At 63.9% G+C, this 13,473-nt stretch carries 13 protein-coding genes and 3 pseudogenes; 8 read left to right on the top strand and 8 right to left on the bottom strand.

Annotation, left to right across the window (positions count from 1 at the left end):
- The first annotated feature begins 355 nt into the window (after positions 1-355).
- The 6 genes and pseudogenes from E2L06_RS22695 to E2L06_RS21465 all read left to right on the top strand — a co-directional run bounded on the left by E2L06_RS22695 (position 356) and on the right by E2L06_RS21465 (position 5,638).
- Positions 356-577 carry a hypothetical protein gene (locus E2L06_RS22695; protein WP_249361552.1) on the top strand — a complete coding sequence of 74 codons (222 nt, stop codon included), beginning with the start codon at positions 356-358 and terminating at the stop codon, positions 575-577.
- Positions 578-639: 62 nt separating this feature from the next.
- A pseudogene (locus E2L06_RS21485) lies at positions 640-1,305 on the top strand (AIM24 family protein).
- 68 nt (positions 1,306-1,373) lie between these two features.
- Positions 1,374-2,730 (top strand): annotated as a pseudogene (locus E2L06_RS21480) (sodium:calcium antiporter).
- Positions 2,731-2,860: 130 nt separating this feature from the next.
- Positions 2,861-3,589 (top strand): annotated as a pseudogene (locus E2L06_RS21475) (hypothetical protein).
- 85 nt (positions 3,590-3,674) lie between these two features.
- Positions 3,675-4,115, top strand: a complete 441-nt coding sequence (locus tag E2L06_RS21470; RefSeq protein WP_138782407.1) for a DUF2391 family protein — start codon at positions 3,675-3,677, stop codon at positions 4,113-4,115.
- A gap of 263 nt (positions 4,116-4,378) precedes the next feature.
- Positions 4,379-5,638 carry an MgtC/SapB family protein gene (locus E2L06_RS21465; protein ID WP_138782406.1) on the top strand — a complete coding sequence of 420 codons (1,260 nt, stop codon included), beginning with the start codon at positions 4,379-4,381 and terminating at the stop codon, positions 5,636-5,638.
- Positions 5,639-5,653: 15 nt separating this feature from the next.
- Here E2L06_RS21465 and E2L06_RS21460 read toward each other — a convergent pair whose 3' ends face one another.
- The 4 genes from E2L06_RS21460 to E2L06_RS21445 form a co-directional block, all read right to left on the bottom strand.
- The gene (locus E2L06_RS21460; RefSeq protein ID WP_138782405.1) at positions 5,654-6,115 is read right to left on the bottom strand and encodes a pyridoxamine 5'-phosphate oxidase family protein; all 462 of its coding nucleotides are present in this window, start codon (positions 6,113-6,115) and stop codon (positions 5,654-5,656) included.
- Positions 6,116-6,231: 116 nt separating this feature from the next.
- On the bottom strand, positions 6,232-7,047 hold the full coding sequence (locus E2L06_RS21455) for a GNAT family N-acetyltransferase (protein WP_138782404.1): 816 nt from the start codon (positions 7,045-7,047) through the stop codon (positions 6,232-6,234).
- Positions 7,048-7,160: 113 nt separating this feature from the next.
- Positions 7,161-8,822, bottom strand: coding sequence for an acyl-CoA synthetase (locus tag E2L06_RS21450; RefSeq protein ID WP_138782403.1), 1,662 nt, complete (start codon positions 8,820-8,822; stop codon positions 7,161-7,163).
- Between the two features lie 104 nt (positions 8,823-8,926).
- Positions 8,927-9,178: a hypothetical protein gene (locus tag E2L06_RS21445; protein WP_138782402.1), complete on the bottom strand. Its 252-nt coding sequence runs from the start codon at positions 9,176-9,178 to the stop codon at positions 8,927-8,929.
- 106 nt (positions 9,179-9,284) lie between these two features.
- Between E2L06_RS21445 and E2L06_RS21440 the strand changes: the two genes are divergently transcribed.
- The gene (locus E2L06_RS21440; protein WP_138782401.1) at positions 9,285-9,839 is read left to right on the top strand and encodes a Rieske 2Fe-2S domain-containing protein; all 555 of its coding nucleotides are present in this window, start codon (positions 9,285-9,287) and stop codon (positions 9,837-9,839) included.
- An 86-nt stretch (positions 9,840-9,925) separates the two neighbouring features.
- Here the strand turns inward: E2L06_RS21440 and E2L06_RS21435 are convergent, their stop codons facing one another.
- The 3 genes from E2L06_RS21435 to E2L06_RS21425 form a co-directional block, all read right to left on the bottom strand.
- Positions 9,926-10,807 (bottom strand): TIGR01548 family HAD-type hydrolase, encoded by an 882-nt coding sequence (locus E2L06_RS21435; RefSeq protein WP_138782400.1) that lies wholly within the window; start codon positions 10,805-10,807, stop codon positions 9,926-9,928.
- Between the two features lie 108 nt (positions 10,808-10,915).
- Positions 10,916-11,125: a molybdopterin-binding protein gene (locus E2L06_RS21430; RefSeq protein WP_138782399.1), complete on the bottom strand. Its 210-nt coding sequence runs from the start codon at positions 11,123-11,125 to the stop codon at positions 10,916-10,918.
- Positions 11,126-11,232: 107 nt separating this feature from the next.
- Complete coding sequence (locus E2L06_RS21425; RefSeq protein WP_171052386.1) at positions 11,233-11,634, bottom strand: UPF0146 family protein; 402 nt, start codon at positions 11,632-11,634, stop codon at positions 11,233-11,235.
- Between the two features lie 39 nt (positions 11,635-11,673).
- On the opposite strand from E2L06_RS21425, the gene E2L06_RS21420 reads away from it, so the two are divergent.
- The gene (locus E2L06_RS21420; RefSeq protein ID WP_138782398.1) at positions 11,674-12,195 is read left to right on the top strand and encodes an archaemetzincin family Zn-dependent metalloprotease; all 522 of its coding nucleotides are present in this window, start codon (positions 11,674-11,676) and stop codon (positions 12,193-12,195) included.
- Between the two features lie 89 nt (positions 12,196-12,284).
- Here the strand turns inward: E2L06_RS21420 and E2L06_RS21415 are convergent, their stop codons facing one another.
- Complete coding sequence (locus tag E2L06_RS21415; RefSeq protein ID WP_138782397.1) at positions 12,285-13,457, bottom strand: PHB depolymerase family esterase; 1,173 nt, start codon at positions 13,455-13,457, stop codon at positions 12,285-12,287.
- Positions 13,458-13,473 lie beyond the last annotated feature (16 nt).

The following is a 13,473-nucleotide window of genomic DNA, read 5'->3' as shown; positions in this document are numbered from 1 at the left end:
GCTCGTCGACCACATCGTCACGAAAGCCGGCGGGACGATTCGATTCGAGGACGCCGATTCCCGGGGCAGCGTCGTCACGCTCGTCGTCCCTCGAAACCGGACTATGGCCGATCGTCACGATCCGTCCCAGGTGACTGCTTCTCGGTGACAGCGCCGTGTCGATCACGTTCGCCACGGCAGACGACACCTCTCGGCGATCCACGACTTCCGCCGATCGTGAAACAAAAACTACAATTCAGTCCGATCGAATTATCGGAAACCGAATGAGTCTCTTCGGGACGGTCGTCGTCGGGTTCGGGCCCTCCTTGTCGGCTACAGCGTCGTCCGCTATCTCGGACACGCACAGGCGCGAGTCATGGAAGCCAACGAGCGCTGTGAGAATACCTGGGCCGACGTCGAGGTCTTACTCGAGCGCCGCCGGAGCGAACTCGAACAACTCGTCGACCTGACCAACGAACACGTCGCCCACGAACGGGACCTGCTCGCGGGAATCGTCGACGCACTCGAGGCGCAATCGAAGCCCAGTCACCCGATGGAGCGAGACGACGCTCGGCAGTCACGGCAACTTGAAATTTAAACATACATAACTATTTGGCTGCTTGCGTTTACTAGCCGGTAGAGCCATCCGGCTCGCTCATCATGAACGTCGACGAATTCGTTACCGCGAACGAACCGAAAGCTGGCGGGGAGACGTTTCAACTCGAGAACGACAAGCTACTGGACATCGATCTCGACGGCTCCGTCATCGCGAAAGCCGGCTCGATGATCGCCTACGACGGGGACATCTCCTTCGAGGGGAAATCCTCCGCGGAAGGCGCATTACGGGCTTTCTCAAGGAGAAGGCAACTGGCGAGGGAACACCGGTAATGGAGGCCACCGGGACCGGACACCTCTATCTCGCTGATCAAGAGAAGAAGATCCAGCTTCTCGAGCTCGACGCCGGGCAGTCCGATCTCGGTCAACGGCAATGACGTCCTCGCGTTCGAGTCGAGCGTCACCTACGAGATCCGAACCGTCGAGAGCATCGCGGGCTTTTCTGCCGGCGGGCTGACGAACGTCTTTCTCGAGGGGCCGGGCACCGTCGCGATCACGACCCACGGCGAGCCGCTCGTCTTGCAACCGCCGGTCAGAACCGATCCCAGCGCGACCGTCGCCTGGAGCGAGACGACGCCGGGCAGTCACGTCGACACCTCGCTCTCGAATATGATCGGCCAGTCCTCCGACGAGAGCTACCAGCTCGAGTTTACGGGATCGGAGGGATTCGTGGTCGTCCAGCCCTTCGAGGAACGCGGGCCACAGCAGTAGCAGGCACGACGGCCACTGCGACGGACGACGTATAGGACCTTGACCAATACGCAGTTCAAGACGATTCTATGAGACGACAAGCGCTCGGCGCGATTTCGGCTGCACTCGTACTGACGCTCCCCTGGGTCGCCGTCTGGGAGCGACGGATCTCCTGCCCCAGTTCGCGCCGGCCGCGCTTCGAACCCTGCCAACGCTCTGGACGGTGGTCGTGACCGGCCTCGCCGTCCTCGGCGCGTCGTTTTGCTCGCCTGGGCCGCCGAGACCGCCGAGAAAGACGTCCCGCGAGCGTTCGCGATCGCGGTGCTGCCGTCCTCGCGGTCGCCCCCGAGTACGCCGTCGACGCCCTGTATGCGTGGAACGCGGGCCAGTTCGTCGGCACCGAACGCCGGGATCCGAGGCTGGCAACTTGGCAGTCGCCAACATGACCGGCCGAACCGCATCCTCATCGGCATCGGCTGGGCCGGCATCGCCCTCTTTACGATCTTCCGCCGGGGGTCGGCGACCGATCCCGCCGTCGAGAAACGGCCCGGCTTGCTGGCCGACGTCGTCTCCCTCGACCGCGACATCGGTCTCGAGATCGTGTTCCTGCTCGCCGCGACGCTCTGGGCGTTTCTCGTTCCGTTCAACGGCGGCATCGACGTCTTCGATATGCTGTTTCTGGTCGGCCTGTATGTCTGCTATATCGCGGTGATCTCCGCGGCGAAGCCGAACCCGAAACCCAACACGTCGGCGTGCCGGCGTACCTACAGCGGTTTTCGCGGCCCCCCGCATCGCCACCGTTTTGGTGCTGTTTGCCTACTCGGGGGCGATGATCTTCACGGCCGTCGAACCTTTCGCTCACGGGCTCGAGGAACTCGGCCAGAGCGTCGGTATCCCCTCCTTTTTCATGATCCAGTGGATCGCACCGCTGGCTTCTGAGTCGCCGGAGCTCATCGTCGTCGTCTATCTGGTCAACAAGGCGCGGTCGACGGCGGGCTTTAACGCACTCATCTCGTCGAAGCTCAACCAGTGGACGCTGCTCATCGGGACGCTCGTCGTCGTCCACTCGCTTGCGCTCGGTCGCTACGGCGTCCTCCGCGTTCGACTTCAAGCAGTCCGCGGAGATCTGGCTGACCGCCGCCCAGTCGTTTTTCGCGATCGGGCTGTTGCTCCGGTTCGAAATCTCCGTCCGGGAAGCGCTCACCTTGCTCGGGTTGTTCCTCTCGCAGGTTGTTATTGAGTTTCTCATTATCCGTGAACTCGTCGTGCTCCCGGTCTCGAGTACAGACCTGTTGCTCGCGTACAGTGTCCTCTACGTCGTCCTCGGGACGGCGCTGTTCGTCAGCCGCCGCCGATCGTTCGGCCGACTCGTCCGACGAACCGCCGGGACGGTCAACGACGCGATGCCGATCGGGCGAGGAGCGCCCGCACGGCGTCGACGACTGACAGACTACCGGACAGACCCGTTTCTCGCCACAGTCACAGGCCGGTACTGGCCGGTCGGAACTGACAGCTACGGCCCGTATCCATCGCCGGCCACAGGTCTACGGTCACGGCGGTGGTACCGTCGCCATCGATGCTCTCGATCGGATCTCCACGCTCTGACACTGTGGTTGTCTTCGTGGCTGCAGTCGCCCTCACGTTGCCCCATCTCTTGGCCGGTCGACTCGGCATCGGCGGCAGGATCCCCCGAAGCCGGTGGCTGTCGATCGCCGGCGGCGTCTCGGTCGCGTACGTCTTCGTCCATCTCCTGCCGGACATCGGGGAGGCCGCAGTGACGCTCGCGGAATACGGGGACCCGACCGCCTTCGCCGAACACCACGGCTATCTGATCGCGCTGTTCGGATTCGTTACCTTCTACGCCTCGAGCAGTTCACCCAGCGGTCGAACCATGATCCGGACCGAGCCGGCGACGGCATTTTCTGGATCCACGTCGGTTCCTTCGCCGCCTACAACGCGATCGTCGGCTACCTGCTGTGGATCGCGAACTCGGGAACCTGCTCCTGTTTTCGGTGGCAATGGCACTGCACTTCGTCGTCACCGATGACGGCCTCCGCGCACATCACGGGCGGACGTACCACCGTCGTGGACGGTGGGTGCTGGCAGCGGCGGTGATCGCCGGTGCAGGTGTCGGCTACGTCCTCGAGACCGTCGGAGATCCTCGTGGCGGTGTTCGTCCCGTTTCTCTCCGGCGGGATCATCCTCAACGTGATCAAAGAGGAGCTGCCACCCGAGCGCGAGAGTCGGTTCTGGGGCGTTCGCCGTCGGTGCGGCGGGGTATGCCGCGTTGTTGCTGTTCGTCTGATGTCACAGCCAGTCCGCCGGTGGACTCGAGCGACCAGTAATGCTCGAGCGGGAGCGTTTTTGTCGGTCCGGCATAATCACCTGCTATGAGACTCCGGCCGCGCCGCCCCCAGCAGTTCCGGCTTGCGGACTCGGCCCAGCAGATGGTCGGTGGGTTCCTGCTCGCAGGTCCGTTCGTGGTCACTGAGGAAGTCTGGATGCTTGCGAGGAACATGCACATCCTGCAGGCGCTCCTGATCGTGACCATCGTCTTCGCTATCGGCTACGCGGCGCTATACAAGGCGGACGCGACCCGCGACGCCGACGACGAACAGGAGGTCGCCGGAATTCCAATCCGCTTTATTTCACTGATGATCGTCACGTTCGGCTCAGTCACCGTCCTTGCGTTGCTATTCGGGGCGCCTGAGACCTTCCTCGAGACTGAGGAAACCAGTCAACTCGTGGAAACGACGTTCAAGGCCGTCAGCGTCGGCTCGGTTTTCAGCGTCGTCGGCGCGGCGACGGCAGACACAATCTTTGCGAAGTAGCGCCGACTCAGGTTGTGAACCCAAATCACTCGTCGGGGCGCTTTCGCGCTTCTTATTCACATCGTTCAGTCGGCCCATAATACGCATTTGGCGGACAACCGTGGTGGGGTCGGACACCCGCGGCGATCAGGCATCCATCGATCACGTACGCATCGAAATCGATGCCACGGACAGATGAAACATGAAACACGATCACAGTCGTTGGTGTTCTCACACCGAAGAGTCCCGAAGCTTGACGGAACCCACCCACGAAGCACAGCGACATGGCCGATCCCCTCGCTGCCCCGCTTCAAGTGTTGGTGTTTCGGGTGGCGATCGCGTTCGGGATCGGCGCGCTCATCGGTCTCGAGCGCGAACAAAGCGAGTCGGGCGGTACGTTCGCCGGGAGTCGCACGTTTCCGCTGTTCGCGCTGTATGGCGCGCTCGTCCAGGCGTTCTTTCCGGGGCTGCTTCCGATCGCAGTCGGGACGCTCGTGATTCCGCTGACGGTGGCGTATCTCGGCAAGATCTGGTTCGAGGGTGACATCGGGCTGACGACGGTGATGGCCGCGTTACTGACCGTCGTCCTGGGAGCACTGACGACCCATTCGGAACGCGGCGCGGTTCTGGCCGTCGCCGTCGGCGGTGTCGTCACAGTGTTGCTCTCTGCGAAGGGGACTATTCACGACTTCGTCGACCGGATCGACGAGGCCGAACGCCGCGCGTCGATCAAGTTCATCCTCGTCGTGCTGGTCGTCTTTCCGCTCCTCCCCGATCGAGAACTCGACGTCGCGTTCGGTCTCAATCCACGGTTCATCTGGCTTATGGTCGTGTTCGTCACCGGGCTGAGTTTCGTCGCCTACGTTCTGAGTCGGACGATCGGAACGGAACGGGGGATCGCGCTGACGGGGATTCTGGGCGGGTTCGTCTCCTCGACCGCGACGACGGTGTCGATGGCCGAACGAGCGAGTGCGGAACGTTCCCTCTCCCAGATCTGTGCGTTCTCGACGATAACCGCGTCGATCGTCATGTTTCCGCGGGCACTCATCGAAGTCGCCGTCGTCAACCGGGATCTGCTCCCATACGTCGCCGTTCCGCTAGCCGTGATGACGGCCCTCGGCGCGAGCATCGCCGCTATCGTCTACTGGCGAGCGACCACGACGCTGGACGAGGAGGCCGAGACCGAGCTCGCGAACCCGTTTCAGTTGCGCCCGGCGCTGTTTTTCGGTGCCGTCTTCGCAGCCGTCCTGTTGGTCTCCGAGTCCGCCCACTCCCTGCTCGGTGAATCGGGGATCTATGCGACCGCGTTCGTCTCCGGCCTCGCCGACGTCGACGCGATCACGCTGACGCTGAGCAGGCTCGCGGCCGACGGGACGATCACGCCACACGTCGCCGCAACGGGAATCGTCATCGGCGCGATCGCGAACACGATCGTGAAAGCCGGCCTCGCGTGGGTGATCGGAACCACCGAGCTCGGCCGTCTCGTGACCGCTGGCCTCGGTGCCGTGTCAGCGATCGGCCTCCTCGTCGTCTTCCTCGCATAAGCAACGTCCGTCCGGCTACGACTCCGACGTGGCTCGACCGGTTATCGTGTCGATCTCGAGCTCGAGGATGCGGATCTCGATCTCGTCGATGTTCTCGTCGAAGACGCGAATGGGTGCGAACTGCTGGTTGATTTCGGCCGTGTCGAACCGGTCGTAGTCAGATTTCGGAATCTCTGACAGCTGGCCGGTGAGCATCACGCTCCAGGAGTCTATCTCGCGCGGATCGTCGGTCGCTTCCGTCCCGTAGCAGACGTAACACGCTGTCTCGGTCGCATCGATGAACGCCTGTTTTCGGCTCCCGTCGGTGACGCCGAGCCGGAAGTAGAGTCCGTCACCGTCGTAGTAGTGTGCCAGCGGGATGGCGTAACTCTCGTCGTCCTTCGAAAGCGAGAGGACGCCCGTCTCGGCCGTTTGCAGCCGCTCTTCGATCGTCGACTCGTCGATGCCGAACGTGTACGCGTAGTCGATGTGTTTCATCAGCGGGAGAAGTCAGTGAGGATGGCTACGCGGCCGCGGGCTATAGTTGTTCTCTCATACGGTCTGCTGTCACGAGTGACCGGTGGGACCGCAGCGCGGGTCGCGGGCCCTGTCCACTAGAGGTACGAGTCGTCGTACGATTCCGTGGACCGCTCTGTGTGGGTGTTTCCACAGTCACTACACTCGAGGCGATCCATGTTGTTCATCGAGACCGCGAGCGAGCCACAGTTCGCACAGTAGAAGCCGTACTGCTCGGTGTGGGCGTCGTCTTCGTAGGTCACGAAAAACGACGCCGCGGTGCCGGACTCTTCCTCGTCGCGGGCGATGTACACCGTCGTTCCGTCGTCGGCCGTCGTCAGTTGCTCGTCGACCCGCTCCGTTTCGGGAAACTCCTCGTCTGCTGCGTCCTCCCCTGCCGAACCGGGAAGGGTCGCGTCCACGTCCGGCTCCGTGTAGACGTAGTTGACGACCGACTCGTCGGCGATCTCGACCCGCCGGTCGCCGTCGTGCTCGAGACCGAGCCGTTCGACGAAGTCGTGGCCCTCCGTGTTGGCCTCGAGAACGGTGACACAGATGTGCTCGGCCCCGCGGTCGCGGAGGGTCTCGGTCGCAGTCTCGTACAGTTCGGTGCCGATGTCCTTCCCACGGTGTTCCGGATCGACGAACAGCCACCTGACCTCGCCCCACCCGTCCTCGAGTCGCCCTTCGACGAACCCGGCGATGGTCGTCCCCTCGATTTCCGCGCCAGTTTCGGCGACCTGCAGCAGGGTCTCCTCGTCCTCGCGCTTGTCGACGACTGCCTCGTCAGCGAACTGCTCGTCGACTAGCCCATCGATCTGTGCCGGGCTGAGCCTGAACGAGGTCGTCATCGAACTGTCGACGACCTCGCGAATCCGTTCGGTCTCCGCGGACTCCGGTTCCCGAATTTCCATACCGGATACTCGGGATCGATCCCGATAAGCGGGCTGCCGGCGCGAACAAGCGACGCTCCGGATTCGATCGGCTCGAGCGTTCCTCGTCGCCAGCCTCGAGCCGTCGCGTCCGGCTACCCGTCGTCGAGTCCCTCGCGCTCTCGCAGGGACCGCCGTCGGATCTTGCCCGTCGTCGTGGTCGGGAGCGTTTCGACGAACGCGATGTGCTGGGGATACTCGTATTCAGCTAGCCGGTCGCGGACGAGCGTCCGGATCTCCTCGCGAAGGTCGTCGGGATCGTACTCGTCGCTCGCGGGCTTGACGAACGCTTTGATCGCTTCACCACGCGTATCGTCGGGAACACCGACGACGCCGGCCTGCTCGATAGCTTCGTGAGTGAGAATTGCGTCCTCGACCTCCATCGGCCCGACACGGTAGCCGCTGGTGAGGATGACGTCGTCGGCCCGCGAGACGAACCACAGATAGCCGTCCTCGTCGCGCTCGACGAGGTCGTCGGTTAGGAACCACCCATCCGCAGTCTGCTTGTTCGCCGTCTTCTCTGGCAGGCCGTGGTACTCGTCGAAGAAGACGCGGCGATCGCCCGGTTTGATCGCGAGTTCGCCAGTCTCACCACGCTCTTTGTGTTCGTGCGTCTCGGGATCGAGCACCGCCACCTCGTAGCCCGGGAAGGGCTTGCCCATACTGCCCGGCCGCGTGTCGAACCACGTCTCCGAGTTGCCGACGACGAGATTGAGTTCGGTCTGGCCGTAGAACTCGTTGATCGCGACGTCCTCGAACGTTGATTCGACCCACTCGACGACCTCCGAGGTGAGCGGCTCGCCGGCCGAGGCGAAGGTCTCGATCGAAAGGTCATATTGGGCTTCGGGATCGTCGACGCCCATCAGCATCCGGAGCGCGGTCGGCGGCATGAAGGCTTTCGTGACGTCGTGGCGCTCGAGCAGGTCGTAGACTTCGTGGGGATCGAATCCATCGCGGGGCCAGCCGACGATCGTACAGCCGTGGTGCCACGCCGCAAAGAGGGTGCCACCGAGGGCTGCACCCCAGGCCCAGTCCGCTGGGGTCCACAGCGTGGCCTCGCCCTCCGAAAGGCCCTGATCGAAGTAGTTGTACGCTGCGGCAGCGCGCCCGAGCCAGAGTGCGTGACTGTGGCGGACCCCCTTCGGCGGGCCCGTCGAGCCGCTGGTGTACATGATCGCCGTCGGCGTCTCGGGGGTGGCGTCGTAGACGTCGATGCCCGGCTCGTGGGATGCGACGAGCTCGTCGAAGGCGTGTGCCTCGCCTGTGACCGCGTCGGCGTCGCCGAGTTCGATGACGTGCTCGAGTGCTGGACACTCCTCGCGGATCTCGTCGATCGTCTCCCGGACACTGGGATCGACGACCACCGCTGTGGCCTCGCTGTCTGCGAGCCGGTACTGGAGCGCATCGCGCCCAAAGAGGACCGTCAGCGGCACCGACACCGCACCCAGTTTCCAGTTCGCAAGGTGGGTCAGCGGGTTCTGTGGCTTCTGCGGGACGACGACGCCGACCCGGTCGCCGGCTGCCACACCGAGATCGGCGAACGCGGCTGCGAGGCGATCCGACTGTTCGTCGAGGTCGTCGAAGGAGTAAGTCTCGAGGCCGTTCTCGGGATGTTCGTACCGCAGCGCCGTCCGACTCGTGTCGTTGTGTTTCCGAAGAAAGTCGACCGCAGGGTTGTACTCGTCGGGGAGGTCCCACGAAAAGTCCTCGCGGGCCGTCCTGTGCTCGTCGTACGTCGGCATTACCGTCCAGGTCATGCGATGGCCTACCGGGGCCAGCACATAGCGTTTTTCGACACGCGTTCACAAGAGCGGTGGACAGTGTACCGTGATGAGCGCGCTCTGCCGTGTGCCCTGACTGCCTACTCCTCGTCGTCTTCCGCGGTTTCGGTGTCGTCCTCGGCTTCAGTCTCCTCGTCGTCGGCGTCGTCGGCTGATTCCTCGTCAGCTTCGCTTTCGCCCTCGACCTCGATGTCGGCCTCGATCTCGATCGTCAGGCCATCGGCCTCGAGTTCGCCCTCGAACTCGCGTTTGTCGCCGACTTCGATCTCGAGTTCGTCGGTGTCCACTTCGATTTCGACTTCGACGTCGACGGTGACTTCGGCGTCGTCCATATCCACCTTTCGCTCGGCCATCATAAAGGCGTACCGCGCGGCTTCGGGAGCCGTCGTGGGCAGTCCGTCTCGGAACCTATTTTTAGGCTGGCCGAAAATAGTGGGTATGACCGATTCCGTCCGGGTAACGCTCGAGGGAGACGACGAATCGACGTCGGTTCGCGTCTACGGCAACGAGGGCGACGTCTCGACCGACGACGCGACGTTTCGATTCAGCGTCGGTGGCGGAGATGACGGGGACACAGACGACGCCGACGGTCCGTCCGCGGACGACGTGACCGACTGTGACGATCCCCGCCGCATCGCCGCGCTCGCGGACATCCCGACTGACGGGACGCTCCGGTGTGAGGCCCGCTCCGGCAATCGGGGGACGGAGCTGATTCTCCGCCGCACAGGCGACGACGTGACCGCGTGGCGAAACTCGTGTCCGCACGAACCCGATGTCCGGCTCGATCCCGGCTCCGGTGCGATCGTCCGGGACGAGCAACTGGTGTGTCACAAACACGGCGCGCGCTTCGAGTGCGGTGACGGCGTCTGTACGGCGGGCCCGTGTCGCGGTGACGCGCTCGATGCCATTGCCGTCGCCATCCGTGACGGGAGCGTTTACCTGACGGACGATCGGTTCGAGTCGTGCCGACGACTGGACGAGCCGGCTGCGTGAGATCGTCGCCGACGGCTTCCCTCTGCTTGGGTGGCAGCGACTGTCAGTGACGACGACTGCCGGTCGTGACTGCTTCGCGCCGAGAATTACGACTCGAGCCAGTCAGGAACCGCGTTGACCGACACGAGCACCGCCGCCGCGCCTTCGCTTTCGTACTTTTGTCTGCCTGTCTCACCGGTCAACCCGCCGGTCAGGACGCCGATCCCGTGATACTCTCGCTCGGGATCGGCCTCGTCGGCGTTGACTGCCGTCCGAACGTCGTCTAACGTGTCACCGACGAACGCGACGCTGGCTGCGTCGAACCGTTCTGCGAGGGTCGTCAACGCTTTCGGGTGTGGTTTCCCCTCTTCCCAGTCGTCCATCGTGAACCGACGGTCGACCGGAATCGCATCGTCGAGCCCGACTCGCTCTAAGGCGATCTCCGCCTCGGCCTCCGGCCGCCCGGTGAGGACGCCCACGTCGTACTCCGCGAGCAGCCGGTCGCGGGCCTCGCTTTCGAGCAACACTGGTTCGTCGTGGATGAACCCCGGCGTCTCCCGGTCGAGATCCGGCTCGCCGTCCTCGAGCCCGCGATAGAGTTCGTCACCGAGATACAACTGCTGGAAGACATCGCGAAGTCGGTCGCGGTCCCAGTGGTCGGTCACACGCTGGGTCGCGCGGGCACCGATCGCCTCGCGGACGACGGCTTCGGCCGCCTCGAGGCCGCCGCCTGCAGCAGCGATTTCGTCGGTAAACGCCTCGAGCGACTCGCCGTAGCCTTCCTCGGTCGCCAGCACGTAGAGTGCGGCCGCGTAGGTCAGTTCCCAGTCGTTGTTGAACCCGCCTGCGTCCTTGAACTCCTGAATATCGTCTTTCCGGATCGTCCGGCCGTAGACTGCGTCGACGGACTCGACGATCGCACGCCGGTAGGAGTCGGCGACGTCGACGAGTACTCCGTCGATATCGAGGACGACGGCATCTGCGTTCATACCCGTTCGGACGGGACGCTGGGAATAAAGGCGATCGGATTCGATTCGGAAGCACCACGACTCGTTGCTCGGACGAAAGACGCTCTTCCGTTCCCAGTTACGCCCCGGTTACTCGTTTGCTACCATCACCTCGGTCGCCTTGATCACCGCGTTCACCTCGTCTCCCTCCGCGATTCCGAGCCGATCAACCGAACTGGTCGTGATCACTGCTGTCACCGTCTGTGAAGCCGGTGTCTCGATCGTGACCTCCGCCATGATACCGTCCGTCTCGATCGACTGGACCGTTCCCTCGAGTCGGTTCCGAGCGCTCAATCCCATACCGATCACCACCAGCGCGGCGATATTATAGTCCCTCCCGGCAGGCTCAACGGGCGCGATTACTGGCCGGATCGGACAGTTGCGTCGCTATCGAACACGCGGGTCGTTCAGCGAATCGCTCGAGCGACGTACAGCGTCCCACTCTCGACGGTCTTGCGCTCGACCGGAACCGCCGGCTGGTCACCGCCCAGGGTCGTAAACAGGAAGTCGGCGTCGGCGTCCCGAGCGACCGCAAGCGCCGGCCGGTGGAGCTCCGGTGGCAGATTTCGGGCGTAGATCGCGTCTACGTCCGCGTAGACGGACGGCTCGGGATCGACGATATCGTCGCGGACGAACGTCACGTCGTCCGGCACGTCGCGGTCGTAGATGTCGGTCGCGGTGACCGACACCCCTCGCTCGGCGAGCGCTCGAGCGAGATCGGTCCGGTGGCCGATCCCGACCTCGACGACCCGTTGGTAGGCAGTCAGGTAATCGATTATTGTGCCGGGATTCCGGCGCGAGTCGGCCATGGCGGGACGTTTATGCCACCCGCGGTCATAGCACTTGCTATGCTCGTCGATATCGTACCGGTCGGGAACGTCTCCGCTGAGGTCAAGCGGGCGGCCTCCGCGGCGTTGCGATCGGTCTACGACTGCGACGTGTCGATCAACGACTCGCAGTCGGTTCCCAACGGTGCGTACGACTCCGACCGGAACCAGTACTCCGCCGAGCCGTTCATCCAACTGGCCGAGCGAGTCGGCCGTGGCATGAAAAACATCGCCATCACCCCGCACGATCTCTTCTACCGGCGTCGCAACTACGTCTTCGGCCTCGCCTATCTCGACGGCAGCGGCAGCGTCGTCTCCACCTATCGGCTCCAGACCTCGAGCGACGGCGGCTTCTCGAATCAAAGCGCCGCCGACATCTTCGAGGATCGGGTCCGCAAGGAGATCGTCCACGAGATCGGCCACACCTACGGCCTCGAGCACTGTGACAACAACCGCTGTGTGATGAACTTCTCGCCGACAGTTCGCGAGGTCGACATCAAAGAAGAGAACCTCTGTGGGAGCTGCCAGCGGCTGATCAGCTAATTCCGTTTCGACACTGTTCGACGCTCGACCGTCGATCGACGAGGTGGAGTTTCGTTTCTCTCCGTTGCACACCGGCTCTCGAGTTGGTATTACCGTTCGATCAGTCGCGAGACCGCCGCTCGCACCTGCGTTTGCACCCGTGAGAGCCGGCTACGCGAGACCGGACCGACGATCGGCAGCGTCCACCGGGCGTCGGCCACGGCCTCGAGTGTCGATCGCTCGTATTCGCTGACGAACTGCCACAGCAGGCGACTCGCGTCCGGCCCATTGGGTGCGGTAAACCGCCCGTCGGAACTGCCGCCGGACCAGGCGTGACCCATCCCATCGACGAGCCACTCTTCGACGACGAGGGTCCCGCTCCCGTCTCGATACTGGCGTCTGGCATACTCGTACGGGCCGCTTGTGCCGGTTTCCACCCGGTCGGGCTCGACCTCGAGCGTCTCTTCGTCGCCGTCGACCCCGAGATGGCTCGCACGGAGCGTGCCTGCGGTGAGTTGCCGGGCGTTTGCGACGTCGACCACGTCGTCGTCGGTTCCGTGGAAGACGATCGTCGGAATCGCACGTGCGCGGTCGGCCATCGCCTCGTACGCTTCGATCCCCGCCTCACGCCCGTCCTGCCTGTCGCCGCGGTACATCTGTGACAGCGCCGAAAGCGCGCTTCCGACGGCGTCGTATGCAGGCCCGCTGTGAACGCCCGCTGCAGCGAACAGGTCGGTGTATTCGACGATCGCTCGAGCCGCCATCGACCCGCCGGCCGAGAGCCCGGCGACGTAAACTCGATCCTCGTCGACAGCGAACTCATCGATCACGCTGTGCGTGAGGTCGGCGAGCCAGGCGAGTTCGCCGTTCCCGCGTGTGGCGTCCGTGTCGTCGTACCAGTTCCAACACCGGAGCGGGTTTCCAAAGCGCGACTGTTTCGGGTAGGCGACCAGAAACGTCTCGTCCGCTGCAACCTCGTTCATCCCGGTTTCGGCCGCAAACGCTGCTGGCGTCTGTCGACAGCCATGAAGGAACACGAGCAACGGCACCGGCTCGTCGGCGTCGTAGCCGGGTGGCACGTACAGCCGGTACGATCGCCCGTCGTGGTCGCTGCCCAGGAACGCACCGGCGGCAGAACCCGGCTCTGAAACCCCACTCTCATCGCCAGACCGGACGGCGCGTTCGGCACCGAGCGGAGACGACTGCAACAGCTCCTTCGCACGGAGCAGCGTTCGGCGACCGACGGCGTCGTCGGTCGCGTCCGTGTCGTCACTGGCGGGCATACTGCAGCCATGACTA

Origin of the sequence: Haloterrigena sp. H1, from assembly GCF_005938085.1 — an archaeon.
Classification (GTDB): domain Archaea; phylum Halobacteriota; class Halobacteria; order Halobacteriales; family Natrialbaceae; genus Natrinema.
Note: the sequence above shows the minus strand (reverse complement) of the source record. Positions and strands in the feature narration are given on the sequence as shown.